Raw genomic sequence first — 13,787 nt, 5'->3', positions numbered from 1 at the left:
GCCACCAACGGTCCGACACTCGCGCCGACACCGTAAGTCACCAGCAGCATCGCCGTCAGCGACACCCGGCGATCACCCTCGACGTGGTCGTTGGAGAACGCCACCGCCAGCGGGTACAGACAGAATTGCACCAACGAACAGAGGAACCCGGCGATGAACAGCACCTCCAGTTGCACCTGCGGCATGATCGCCAGCGGCAACGCGGCCAGTGCCAGGCTAAACGCAAAACTTCGGATCAATACCGCCCGGTCATAACGATCCGATAGCCATCCCAACGGCCACTGCACCACCAGGCCTGCAAAAATGCAGCTGCCCATGAACAGACCGACCTGCTCGGTGGACAATCCTTGCTGGGAGGCATACAGCGGCGCCAGGCCGTAGAACGAACCGACGATCAATCCCGCCCCCAACACCGTGCTCAGTGACTGCGGCACGCGTTTGATGAAGAAGCGCGGTTCCATCGGCGCCGGGTGCAATGGCGCCGGGTGAATCCGCCGGGTCAGGGCCACCGGCACCAGACACAGGGCGAAACACAGAGCGACCAGCATCAGCAGTTCCAGGYCCAGGCCCGGGTGCATGACCAGAATCAGCTGGCCCAACACCAGCCCCAGGTACGAAGCGATCATGTAGCCGCTGAACACCACGCCACGCTGCTTGGCTTCTGCCTGCTCATTGAGCCAGCTTTCGATCACCATGTACTGGCACATCATGCCCAGGCCAACGATCACCCGCAGGAACAGCCACGCGGGCAGCCAGTCCACCAGGCCATGGCCCAGCACCGCCGCACCGACGATCCCGGCGCAGGCTGAATAAGCTCGAATATGCCCGACCCGGGCAATCAGCCGATGGCCGATCTTGCCGCCCAGCACCAGGCCGAAATAGTTGGCCGCCATCAACGCGCCGACCCACAGGCTGTCGACCTTATCGGCCGCCAGGCGCAGGGCAAGGTAAGTACTCAACAGGCCCGAGCCGATCAACATCATCAGCGAGGCGAAATAAAGYSCTCGAAAGGATTTCAGGATTTGGCGCATYGGCGTTCCGAGCGGCTCCTTGCAGTGAGTATCGGGCTATCGACAACGATAGCCCGATGGCGACAGGTCGTCAGGCCTGGGCTGCTAGAACACGCCGTTCCCAGGGAGTAATTTCATCGAGGAAGCTGGTCAACTCCAGGGTCTTCGAAGCGATGTAGCCTTCGATGAACTCCTTGCCGAACAGTTCCTTCGCCAATTGGCTACGTTTCAGACGTTCAAGAGCGGCATGCAAGGTACACGGCAACGCAAGATTATCCGGCACTACGAATTCGCCCCGTGCCGCTTCGCTCGGTTCCAGTTTGTTTTCGATGCCATACAGCCCCGACGCCAGGCTCGCGGCGATCGCCAGATACGGGTTGGCGTCAGCCCCCGGCAGGCGGTTTTCGACCCGACGAGCGACCGGTGAACTGGCCGGAATGCGCAGGCCGGCCGCGCGGTTATCATGGGACCAGCAGGCATTATTGGGCGATGCAAAAGGATGACACAGGCGCTGATAAGAGTTCACGTTCGGCGCAAACAGCGCAGTGAAATCCGCCAGGCCGGCCTGTTGACCACCGATGAAATGACGGAAGGTCGCGGTCGGCTCGCCGGCCTTGTCGCTGAACACGTTACGCCCGCTGTCGATCTCGACGACGCTCTGGTGAATATGCATCGAACTGCCCGGCGTGTGAGCCAACGGCTTGGCCATGCAGACCACGGTCAGGCCATGCTTGAGCGCCACTTCCTTGAGCAGATGCTTGAACAGCAAGGTCTGGTCGGCCAACAGCAGCGGATCGCCATGCAGCAGGTTGATCTCGAACTGGCTGACGCCCATCTCGTGCATGAAGGTATCGCGCGGCAAGCCCAGCGCCGCCATGCCTGCGTAGACTTCAGTGAAGAACGGCCGCAAGCCGTTATTGGAGCTGATGCTGAATGCCGAATGACCGTCCTCGCGACGACCGTCCAGGCCCACTGGAGGCTGGAAGGGTTGCGTCGGGTCAGGGTTGGGCGCGAACACAAAGAATTCCAGCTCGGTCGCCACGACCGGCGCCAGACCGAGGGCGGCGTAGCGAGCGATCACCGCCTTGAGTTGGCCGCGAGTCGACAGGTGCGAGCTCTCGCCCGTCAGTTCCTGTGCATCGCATATGGCCAGTGCCCGAGGGTGCGAACTCCAGGGCAAGCGGTGGATCTGCCCCGGATCAGGCACCAGCGCCAGATCGCCATCATCGCTGCCGTAAAAGTGCGCGGGCGGATAGCCGCCCATGATGCATTGCAGCAGCACTCCCCGCGCCATCTGCAAACGCCGCCCCTCAAGAAATCCTTCAGCGGTCATTACTTTGCCGCGTGGCACGCCGTTCAGGTCCGGCGTGACACATTCAATCTCATCAATGCCCGTCAATCGCTGCGCGAGTGAGCGATGGCCATCGGTTGTCATGACGCAATCCTTGTTGTTGTACGAGCCGCGAACGGCGACCCGTACAAAATAGGCTCCGGCTGTTCGGAATATCAAGCAGCGTCAAACAAAAAGGCGCAATCCTGTGAGGAACGTGTCGTTCAGGGGAGATAGAGGCTGAACACGCCGCCGCCCAATGGCCCGCCATTACTGATTTCGGTACGTCCGCCCACACCATCACGCTGATGCAAGGCGGCAATCCGCCCGGCAAAGTACAAGCCCAGGCCGGTACTGCCGCTGCTGTGGTTGATGCCCTGCACATAGTCGGCCTGACGCTCGATCATCTCGGGTGGATAACCCTCACCATCGTCGTTGATGGTCAGCACCAATTGCCCGGCCTCATCGCTGACACTGATCAACAAGGCATGCCGGGCATAACGAATGGCGTTGTTGATGCAATTGGCGAGCACCGAGGCAATCAGCTCCCGATCGAAGAAACCCAGCGGGCTCAACGGGTCCACTTCATAGGTCGCGATAATGCCGCGGCTGGCGAACACTTCTTGATGAGCCGCCAGTTGCGCCTCGATGAAGTCATCGAGCTCATGGTAGGCCGGCTGCAATGGCATCTGGTTGACGCCCAGCTTGTACAGCCCCAGCAACTGCACCAGCATGCCATTGAGGTGGGCGAACTCGAAGTCGATGACGCCCTGCTCCGGGGTGTGCCGCTCAGGGTCGGGCAAACGCGCCAGCCATTGGCTGTGCGCCTGCATCAGCATGGCCAGAGAGTTCTTCATGTCGTGCACGGTGGAGGCAATCACCGTAGAGAAGTCGAGTGACGGTTCGCTGTCGATCATTCGCCGAACGCCTTGATTTTCAGTTTCTGGTAGCGCGGATAACGCGCATCGGTATCGGGCATCAGGCCGACCGTTTTCAGGCAGGCCCGGCACTCTTCCAGCTCGGCCGACGGGACGCTGGTGTCGGTGCCATGCAGCAGCGACTGCGCCATGTTCAGGGCAATACTGATGTTCTTCGGTTGCAGCGCCAGGGCTTTGCGGAACACTTCCCGGGCTTCCACCAGGTTGCCGGTCTTGTACACCCGCACGCCCTGACGGTTGAGGTCGGCGGCGGCGTTGCCCGAGTTGAGGATGGTCGGGTCGTCGGTCAGCTTGGCGATGCCCTTCATTACGGTCGGATCGTCGCCGTAGATTTCCGCACAGTTTTTCAACATCGAAGCACCGGCACTCGCCTGCCCCAGCATTTGCAGCTGCTTGGCCACCAGCAGCGCCGCTTCGGCGCTCATGAACTGTTCCATGCCATCGAGGCGCATCATCGCTTGCTCSGTSAGCTTCTCRGCGGTYTCGGCATCGTTGAGCAGCAGGCTGGTGGCYTTCATCAGACGCGCACGAATCTGCAGGCCTGGGTCGGAAGGGTTCTCCTTCGCCACTGCACTCAGCGTCGTGTTGATTTCCAGGCGGGTCCGCGTGTCCAGGCCCTTTTCCGAGCCTTTGCTGATCAAGGCATGGGCCAGGCCGAGGTTGCTTTCCGCATCCTTGAACCGTGACTGCGCCCCTTGGTTCACGGCCTGGCGATAGGCTTTGGAGGCAGTGTCGAAATCTTCGTTGGCCATTGCCAACTTGCCCAGCAACGCTTGCCGGCGCACCGCCAGCGGCGACAGGCGAATTGCTTCTTCCAACACTTTCTGCGCCGCTTTGGTGTCACCTTCGGCGACCAGCACATCGGCCATGCCATCGTAGAGGGCCGGCATCATCGGGAAGACTTTCAAGGCTTTTTCGTAAATGCCCTTGGCCTGGCTGACCTGCCCGCGCTTGAACAGCAATTGGCCCAATCCGGCAAACGCCCAGGGCAAAGGCCGATCTGCAATGATGCTGTCGTAAAGACGCTCCAGCGCTTCGTTCTGGTTCAAGTCGCGCAATGCATCGGCGCGGTAGCGCAGGCACAGCGGCGAATAACGAATGTCCTGTTTGCACAAGGCGATGCAGGCGTTGAGCACTTCAACCGGTTTGCCCCGGTCAAGCGCTTGCAGGATCGGCTTGAGCAAGGTCTTGCGCTGTTCCAGTCGCTCCAGGCGCTGGGCCAGGCCGGAGCGGTTGAACGGTTTGGTCAGGTAAGCGTCGGGCTCATGCTCCAGTGCGCTGAGCACCATGGCCTGGCTGGTTTCGGCGGTGACCATGACAAACACACTTTCGTGGCTGATCAGCTTCTCGATCATCAGGTCTTCGAGCACCTGCTGACCGTTTTTCTTGCCATCGCCCAGGTGGAAATCCTGCAGGATGARGTCGTAGGACTTCTGCGAGCACATGCGCAGCGCCTGCTCACCGGTATCAGYGGTGTCGACGTCCTTGACGCCCAGCTCCCGCAGCATGGACCTGACGGAACTGCGGAAATCCGAGAAATCATCGACGATCAAAAAGCTTTTTTGGTGATACGACAGCATCGAAGATTTCCAGGCAATTTAAGGAAGAACAACCTAAAGGCAATGGCTGCGAGTTCAGCTTCGCGGCCTTTCAGGCGCGCAGATGATAGCGAGAGGCCATTGGCTATCAAGCAATTTCGCACAATCGCGTGATGAGCTTTACCGGCCGCCAGCGATGAAATCACAACGGCTTGTCGCGTTATCGGCCAGTAGTCGCGTTCCCTTGAAGCAGCGGGAGTGCAATCGTTCCTTTTACTGCCAAAAGATCATACGGCTGCGCTAAATATTTGAAGGCGTTATTGAAAAACGGGATTATCCTGATTTATTGAAGCACGCTAATTATTATCCGCTTGAACCCAATACGCTCTAAATCGCCGGCAAAGGCCAGGAAATGACCACCACCCCCAAGCACTCGGCCACGGCTCCCGAGCGAAAGGCCCTGACCCTCAGTACCCTGGATTTTCCAGTGGTGGGCATCGGTGCGTCGGCTGGCGGGCTGCAAGCCATCAAATTGTTTTTCGAGAACATGCCTAACGACAACGGCATGGCGTTTGTGATCATTCTTCACCTGTCGCCCGACCACCAAAGCGTCGCAGACAAGATCATCCAGGAATCGACCCGGATGCCGGTTCTGCAGGTCACCGAAACCGTACCGATCGAGAAAAACCGGGTCTATGTCATCCCGCCGGCGCGGCGACTGGTGATGAATGGCAATAACCTTGAGGTAATTGAAAACGACCCACAACTGGGACGCCATGCCTCGATCGATCTGTTCTTCCGCGACCTGGCGCAAGTACACCGCGAGCGCGCCTTCTGCCTGGTGCTCTCGGGCAGCGGTTCCGACGGCGCAGTCGGCCTGTCGCGTATCAAGGAACAGGGCGGCATTACCCTGGCCCAGGTACCGGAAGACGCCGAGTTCGACGGTATGCCTCGGGCGGCCATCGAAACCGGCATGGTCGATCTGGTATTGCCCGTAGCAGACATGCCGCAAAAGCTGCTGGACCTGTGGCACAACTCCCGGGAAATCAGCTTGCCCGCCGCCAATGATCCGGAACTGCAATCCTTCGCCTCTGTAGCCGAACGTGATGCCGTGCTCGCCGAACAAATGCTGCACGACATCCTGATCCAGTTGCGTACCGGCACCGGTCATGACTTCAAGCACTATAAACGCGCAACGGTATTGCGGCGGATCGAACGCCGGATGCAGGTCACGGCCCAGCCCGACTTGGGAGCTTATTACCGCTACCTGCTAAGCAATCCCGAAGAAACCAAGGCGCTGCTGGGGGACATGCTGATCGGCGTGACCAACTTTTTCCGTGATCGCGAAGCCTTCGAAGCGCTGGAGCGGGATGTCATTCCGCAACTGGTCAGCGCCGCGGTTTCGGCGCAGCCTGAAAAGGAAGAAATCCGGGTCTGGTCGGCTGGCTGTTCCACCGGCGAAGAAGCCTATAGCCTGGCGATGCTGGTCAATGATCAGCTGCAACAGGAAGCCAGCAAGGCCTCACTGCAAGTTTTCGCCACCGACATCGACGAGCGCGCCATCAGCTTCGGCCGGGCCGGCCTGTACCCGCAAGCCATCGTGACGGATGTGCCGCCGACGCGGCTGCGGCATTACTTCATCAAGGAAGATGAGCACTATCGGATTCGCAAGGAAATCCGCGAGAAGGTGCTGTTCGCCAAACACAGCCTGCTGTCCGATCCACCCTTCTCGCAAATCGACCTGATCGTGTGCCGGAACCTGTTGATCTATCTGGATCGCGAAGTACAGCGCGAAATCCTGCAGATGTTCCACTTCGCCTTGCGCCCCGGCGGTTTTCTGTTCCTCGGTTCCTCCGAAAGTGCAGACGCTTGCCATGAGCTGTTCACGCCGGTGGACAAACGCAACCGGATCTTCCGCGCCAAGACCGGCACCGCCAACAGCCGACGCACGCCGACCGTGCCGCGCGGTGGTTATGTGCGCTCCAATATTTCCCATCAGGCACCGCAACACGCCGTGCAGCGCAAACTGTCGTTTGCCGACATCCACCAGCGCGCCCTCGAACGCGCGGCCCCGCCGAGCATGATCGTCGATGCCAACGCCGACATCCTGCACATGAGCGAAACTGCCGGGCGTTTCCTTCGGCATGTGGGCGGTGAGCTGTCACGCAACCTGCTGACTCTGATCCTGTCAGAGCTGCGCCTGGAAATCCGCACCACGCTGTTCCAGGTCCAGCAGAGCGGCCTGGCCGTGAAATCCCGCGAGGTGCCGGTCAAGCGCGAAGAGCGGCATTACAAGGTCAGCCTCGAGGCGCAGCCTTACAAGGATGAAGAGGCGGACGGCGAGTTCATTCTGGTGATTTTCGAGGAAGTCGAAGTCGATCCTTCGCAAGCGACGGCCAAGACCCTGCTTCAAACCGAAAGCCAGGTGCTGTCCAATCTTGAGCGTGAACTGCAACGCACCAAACTGCACTTGCAGGACACCATTGAACAATCGGAAATTTCCAGTGAAGAACTGAAAGCTTCCAACGAAGAAATGCAGGCGATCAACGAAGAACTGCGCTCGGCCACCGAAGAGCTGGAAACCAGCAAGGAAGAGCTGCAATCGATCAATGAAGAGCTGCTGACGGTCAACTACGAGCTGAAAACCAAAGTCGAAGAAACTGACAAGATCAACGACTACCTGACCAACCTGATCGCCTCCACCGACATTGCCACGGTGTTTGTCGACCGCAGTATGCGGATCAAGTGGTTCACCCCACGCGCCACCGATATTTTCAGCATGTTGCCGATGGACACCGGTCGCTCCCTGCTCGACATCACCCATCGCCTGCACTACGACGACCTGGCGAGTGACGCGGCATCGGTGTTCGAATCATTGAACATGATCGAACGTGAAGTCAGCAGCACCGACAAGCACTGGTACATCGCCCGCCTGCTGCCCTATCGCTCCAGCGAAGACCGTATCGACGGCACCGTGCTGACGTTCATTGACATCACCAAACGCCGCGAGGCCGAAGAAGAGCTGCGCCTGGGCGAAGAACGCATGCGCCTGGTGGCCGAAAGCACCCGCGACTACGCGATCATCACCCTTGATGAACAAGGCGTGATCACCACCTGGAACAAAGGCGCCGAACTGATCTTCGGCTACAGCAAGGCTGAGGCCGAAGGCGCTTACTACGACTTCATTTTTTCCGCCGAAGACCGCGCCTCCGGCGTGCCTGAATCCGRACTGCTGGGGGCTCGCACCCATGGCCGTTCCGAAGATGAACGCTGGCACCTGCGCAAGGACGGCAGCCGCTTCTATTGCAGCGGCGAAGTGACCTTGCTCAGCGGTGACAACCTTCGCGGCTACGTGAAAATCGCCCGGGACCTGACCGGTCACAAACGCCAGCATGAGGAACAAAGCCAACAACTGGCCGAGACGCTGAACACCAATTACCTCAAGGATGAGTTCTTCGCGGTCATGTCCCACGAACTCAAGCATCCTCTGAACCTGATCCAGCTCAACGCCGAACTGTTACGGCGCTTGCCGGTGACCAAGTCGGTGGCGCCGGCCGCCAAAGCCGTCAACACCATTTGCGATGCCGTCAGCAGCCAGGCGCGGATCATCGACGACCTGCTGGATGTCGCCCGCGTGCGCACCGGCAAGCTCAAGCTCAAACCGATCGCCGTGGATCTGGCCAGTGTGCTGCGCGATATTTACACCGTCGTCCYCAACGACCAGCACAGCACCACCGTCGAGCTGCATGTGCCTTCGGAGCCGTTGATGGTGCGCGCCGATCCGACGCGCCTGGAGCAGATCATCTGGAACCTGGTGAATAACGCACTGAAATTCACCCCGCCCGACGGCCGCGTACAATTGATCGCCAGCCTGGCCGAGAACATGGCGCAGCTGGACGTCAAGGACAATGGCACCGGCATCGCGGCCGAGAACCTCGAACACGTATTCGACCTGTTTGGCCAGGCTGAAACACAGCACGCCAACCACCAGCGCGAAGGGCTGGGCATCGGTTTGTCACTGGTGCGCCAATTGACCGAGGCGCAACATGGCACGGTTGAAGTGAGTTCGCCGGGCGTTGGGGAAGGCTGTACCTTCACTGTCTATTTGCCCCTGGCCAGTAGTGAAGGCAAAACCCAAACCACAACGCCAACCGATGAGGTATCAGGAAAACTGAGCGGCCTGACGATTCTGCTGGTCGACGACTCCGCCGAGGTACTGGAAACCCTGAAGATGCTGCTGGAAATGGAGGACGCCGAAGTCGTTGCCTTCGATCATCCGAAGGACGCTCTGGACGCGGCTGCAAACAGCCACTTCGACCTGATCATTTCGGACTTGGGCATGCCGGTCATGAACGGCCATGAACTGATGCAAGCATTACGTCAGTTGCCGCATGTCAAGGATGTGCCGGCCATTGCCCTGACTGGCTATGGCGCTATCAGCGATATTAAAAAGGCTCGTCAATCGGGCTTTGACCAGTACATTGGAAAACCGGTGTCCTACGATGACCTGATCGCGACCATCGAGACCCTGCGACAGCCCCGGGCATCAGGTTCTGAATAGCTCAGCGTAAATAGGCGCGTTGTACACAGACGCGCCGGTCAATCGCCTGCTTCAGTCGCTCCTTGTGGTCCGCCCAGACCCTGGGATCGACTTTGGGCGCGCGCATGAGGTCAAGCATGGCCGCTTTGGCGGTCAGGTATTCCGACCACGCATCTTCACAGCTGAGCTTGAAACGCTCACGTTCGTTCATTTCCATCCGCCGCAGCGCCAGTACCGACTCATCGGTGATGACCGTGCCGAGCGTCAGTTGCACCCGATGAGGTGCAACGAAGGCCTGCGTGCCCGCGACGATCTCGCCCGCTCGTAGAGCGCCCCACTTCAACGCCGCACAGTAAGTCTCATCACGGCCCCTGTCGTGAAACTCCTCACACAGCATGATCCCACGGGCATCGTAAACACCGATGAACACCTGGGTGATTCCCTCATGACCCACGCGCGCCCGCACTTCCACTTGTACCCCGTCACCGAGCACTTCTTCATGGGTGCGGTGAGGCAAACGGGTGTCGGTCCATAACCAGAACTGTGCACCTCTGTGTCGCATTGCTGGCTCCTTGAGTGGAGTCAGAAGTAAGGCACAGCAATAACGGACTTTCCACGTAAGTCGTCAGGTGGTTCGAGCAAGAAAAAAACTGCCAGAGGAATGCTCTGACGGGCTTTTCTAACCGCTGACGCTGCAATTTTAGAGTTTCCTTGTACTGGAATTATGCAGCCAGCCCTTGCCGCATAAGGGTTTCAGATCATTTGAGATGCACCACTATTGAGTGCCTGCGGTCACTTCGCCAAAAACAAATCGACATAATATTGACACCAAAACACCCACTTGTCGGAATATTGGCACATCGTACTGTTACCTGCGCTTAACACCTTTACAAAGCCTGACCCCACAACTAAACACCTATCAAACTGATATCAGGAAAGGCCGTATCCCTGAGTCAGTGCTGTACCAAAATACGGCCTTATCCAGCCATTACTTCAGGAGTCCCTTCCCTATGGGCGCTCTCAGGATACTGCGCGCCACGCGCAGCGCAGCCTCAGGCTTGGGCCCACGTTCGCCCGACCGCTTCTGCGATTCGCTCCTCAAGTACGGCGAGTTTCTTCACCCCCGCGAGACCAGCGCCCCTCTGCCGGCACCACCTGTCCCGTCAAGCCCAGACGGTCGACGATGTCCGGTAGCCGCCCCGTACCGCTCCTGAACACTCTGAGCGGCGCAAGCACGGGACTTCGTCCTGTTAGCAGTCCCTGGCAATTCCAATAAAAAAAGCATTCTCGGGAGAAAGACATGGCTACCACCACCACGACCAGCGGCGGCACCGTTACTTCGTTTTCCAATACGCCGCAGGCGCAGGACGACATTTTCACTACGGGTGTCATTGGCACGAGCAACGTGACCATCACTGAAGACCTGCAGGGTGTCGTGTACCTGGATGTCATGTCCAATGACCTGGGCGGTAACGCAAAGACGCTCTGGTCAGTTGATAACGCGACCAGCCTTTCTACTGCCACCAAGGTTTATGCCCCGGCCGATCTGCTGGTCCAGGACACGAGCAGAATTGAGGCGACGAGCACCGACACCAGCCTCAACGGGGCAAAAATCTGGATTACATCGGATGGCAAAGTCGGCTACGACGCCGCTACCTTATCGACTGCTTTCAAGACGCAACTTCAGGAGCTTGCTGCCGGAGCGTCCCTGGCAGACAGCTTTACGTATGCGATTCGTCTCGGCAATGGCACCCTCAGCTGGGCCACTGCGCAAGTGCAATTTGCCGGTATGAATGACAGTGTGACGATGAACGTCAGCGTGCAGGCTGGCACGGTGACCGAAGATGCGCCCACAACGCCGAGCACTACCGATTCGCTGAGTACGACAGGCACGATTGCATTTAGCGATGTCGATCTGAGCGACACGCATACCGCTTCATTCGTGGCGGCGGGAGGCAATACCACAGCGCTGGGCAACTTCAGCCTTGCCTCTGTCATTGAAGCGGCCAATGCGGCCAACGGCACCGTTAACTGGACTTACACCGTGAACAATGCGGCAGCCCAGTACCTGGCCCAGGGTCAGACAGCTACCGAAACCTATGTGGTCACCGTCAGTGATGGGCATGGTTCGTCGACAACGCAAAATGTGATCATCACCATCACCGGCACCAACGACCAGGTGCACATCACCAGCGGCGTGCAGACCGGCGATGCCAAGGAAGACAGTGGCGACTACGCCGCCAACGGCAGCATCACCTTCACCGACGCCGACCTGATCGACACCCACAGCGTCACCGTCACACCGGGCGCTTCCGGCTACCTGGGCAGCTTCACCACAGATCCACTGCACGACAGCACCGGCACCGGTAGCGGTTCGCTGGGCTGGCACTTCGCGGTAGACAACGCCGCCGTGCAGTTCCTGGGCGAAGGCCAGATCCTCACCCAGACTTATAACGTGGCGATCGGCGACGGCACGGTACAGACCGTGACCATTACCATCACTGGCACCAACGACCGGCCGACGCTGACGATTGCCGACACCACCGGCGCCATGAGCGAAGGCAACGGTACGGCCACACTGAGCGACAGCGGCGCACTGAGCTTTGCCGATGTGGACAACATCGACGTGGTGACTGTGTCGCACGCCTCCAACGGCAACATCGCCTGGAGCGGCGGCACGCTCGATGCGGGTGTGGCCTCAGCACTGGTCGCCGGGTTCTCGGTTGATCACAACAGCTGGGACTACAGCACCAGCCAGAACCTCGATTTCCTCGGCGCGGGTGAAACCGTCACCTTCTCGTACACCGTGGTCGCCACCGACAACAGCGGCGCGGCTAACGCTGCTTCGGCGACGCAGACTGTGACCATCACCATTACTGGCAGCAATGACGCACCGGTGCTCAGCTTCGCGAGCGGCAACGATGCCGGCGCCGTGAAGGAAGACACCACCCTCAGTGTCAGTGGCCAGTTCAGCTCGAGCGACATCGATCACGCGGCCACCGCCACCTGGAGCATTGCCGGGTCCAATACTGGCACCTACGGCTCGATCGCGGTGGACAGCAGCGGTAAGTGGACCTACACCCTGGCCAACGGCACCGATGGTGTTGCCAGTGCGGTGCAATCACTGAAGGTTGGCGAGAGTCACAACGAAGTGTTCAGYGTGCAGGTCAGYGATGGCCTCGGTGGCGTCGCCACCCAGCAGGTGACTGTCACCGTCACCGGCAGCAACGATGCGCCGGTGCTCAGCTTCGCSAGCGGCAACGATGTCGGCGCSGTGCAGGARGACACCACCCTCAGCGTCAGCGGCCAGTTCAGTTCAAGCGACATCGATCATGCAGCCACCGCGACCTGGAGCATTGCCGGGTCAAACACCGGCAGCTATGGCTCGATCGCGGTGGACAGCAGCGGTAAGTGGACCTACACCCTGGCCAACGGCACCGATGGTGTTGCCAGTGCGGTGCAATCACTGAAGGCTGGCGAGAGTCACAACGAAGTGTTCAGTGTGCAGGTCAGTGATGGCCTCGGTGGCGTCGCCACCCATCTGGTGACTGTCACCGTCACCGGCAGCAACGATGCGCCGGTGCTCAGCTTCGCCAGCGGCAACGATGTCGGCGCCGTGCAGGAAGACACCASCCTCAGCGTCAGCGGCCAGTTCAGCTCGACTGACATCGATCACGCGGCCACCGCCACCTGGAGCATTGCCGGGTCAAATACCGGCACCTATGGTTCGATCGCCGTGGACGGCACCGGTAAGTGGACGTACACCCTGGCCAACGGCACCGATGGCGTTGCCAGTGCCGTGCAATCACTGAAGGTTGGCGAGAGTCATGCTGAGGTGTTCACCATGCAGGTCAGCGATGGCCTCGGTGGCGTCGCCACCCAGCAAGTGACCGTCACCGTCACCGGCAGCAACGATGCGCCCGTACTCAGTTTCGCCAACGGCAACGATGCCGGCGCGGTGCAGGAAGACACCACGCTCAGCGTCAGCGGCCAGTTCAGTTCAAGCGACATCGATCATGCCGCCACCGCGACCTGGAGCATTGCCGGGTCCAATACCGGCAGCTACGGCTCGATCGCCGTCGACAGCAGCGGTCAGTGGACTTACACCCTGGCCAACGGCACCAATGGCGTCGCCAGTGCCGTGCAGTCGTTGCAGGCCGGCGAGAGTCACAACGAAGTGTTCACCATCCAGGTCAGCGACGGCCTCGGTGGCGTCGACACCCAACAGGTGACCGTCACCGTCACCGGCAGCAACGATGCGCCGGTGCTCAGCTTYGCGAGCGGCAACGATGTCGGCGCCGTGCAGGAGGACACCACCCTCAGCGTCAGCGGCCAGTTCAGTTCAAGCGACATCGACCATGCGGCCACTGCCACCTGGTCGATCAATGGCTCGGCAACTGGAACCTACGGCTCGATCGCCGTCGACAGCAG

Annotated in this window: 7 protein-coding genes; 2 read left to right on the top strand and 5 right to left on the bottom strand. The window is 59.7% G+C overall.

The annotated features are described in order from the left end of the window. The 4 genes from AC1DLB_RS06125 to AC1DLB_RS06110 form a co-directional block, all read right to left on the bottom strand. The coding region (locus AC1DLB_RS06125) for an MFS transporter (protein ID WP_477784735.1) at positions 1 to 1,031 on the bottom strand (1,031 nt) is incomplete at its 3' end. Positions 1,032 to 1,101: 70 nt separating this feature from the next. Beyond that, the gene (locus AC1DLB_RS06120; RefSeq protein WP_173861199.1) at positions 1,102 to 2,343 is read right to left on the bottom strand and encodes a glutamine synthetase family protein; all 1,242 of its coding nucleotides are present in this window, start codon (positions 2,341 to 2,343) and stop codon (positions 1,102 to 1,104) included. A 221-nt stretch (positions 2,344 to 2,564) separates the two neighbouring features. Further along, entirely contained in the window at positions 2,565 to 3,257 is a 693-nt protein-coding gene (locus tag AC1DLB_RS06115) for a sensor histidine kinase (RefSeq protein ID WP_064616474.1), read from the bottom strand. Beyond that, the gene (locus tag AC1DLB_RS06110; protein ID WP_477784734.1) at positions 3,254 to 4,858 is read right to left on the bottom strand and encodes a response regulator; all 1,605 of its coding nucleotides are present in this window, start codon (positions 4,856 to 4,858) and stop codon (positions 3,254 to 3,256) included. Before AC1DLB_RS06110 ends, AC1DLB_RS06115 begins: the two co-directional genes overlap by 4 nt. Positions 4,859 to 5,228: 370 nt before the next feature. On the opposite strand from AC1DLB_RS06110, the gene AC1DLB_RS06105 reads away from it, so the two are divergent. After that, a complete protein-coding gene (locus AC1DLB_RS06105; protein WP_477784733.1) occupies positions 5,229 to 9,377 on the top strand; it encodes a CheR family methyltransferase in 4,149 nt (1,382 codons plus the stop codon). A gap of 1 nt (position 9,378) precedes the next feature. On the opposite strand, the gene AC1DLB_RS06100 is transcribed toward AC1DLB_RS06105, so the two are convergent. Beyond that, positions 9,379 to 9,918: a hypothetical protein gene (locus tag AC1DLB_RS06100; protein ID WP_086944554.1), complete on the bottom strand. Its 540-nt coding sequence runs from the start codon at positions 9,916 to 9,918 to the stop codon at positions 9,379 to 9,381. A 738-nt stretch (positions 9,919 to 10,656) separates the two neighbouring features. Here AC1DLB_RS06100 and AC1DLB_RS06095 point away from each other — a divergent pair. After that, positions 10,657 to 13,787, top strand: a 3,131-nt coding sequence (locus AC1DLB_RS06095; protein WP_477784732.1) for a beta strand repeat-containing protein, incomplete at its 3' end; no start/stop codon positions are given.

The organism is Pseudomonas sp. 05N434 (assembly GCF_056396965.1).
This window is presented reverse-complemented; position numbering and strand designations above follow the sequence as displayed.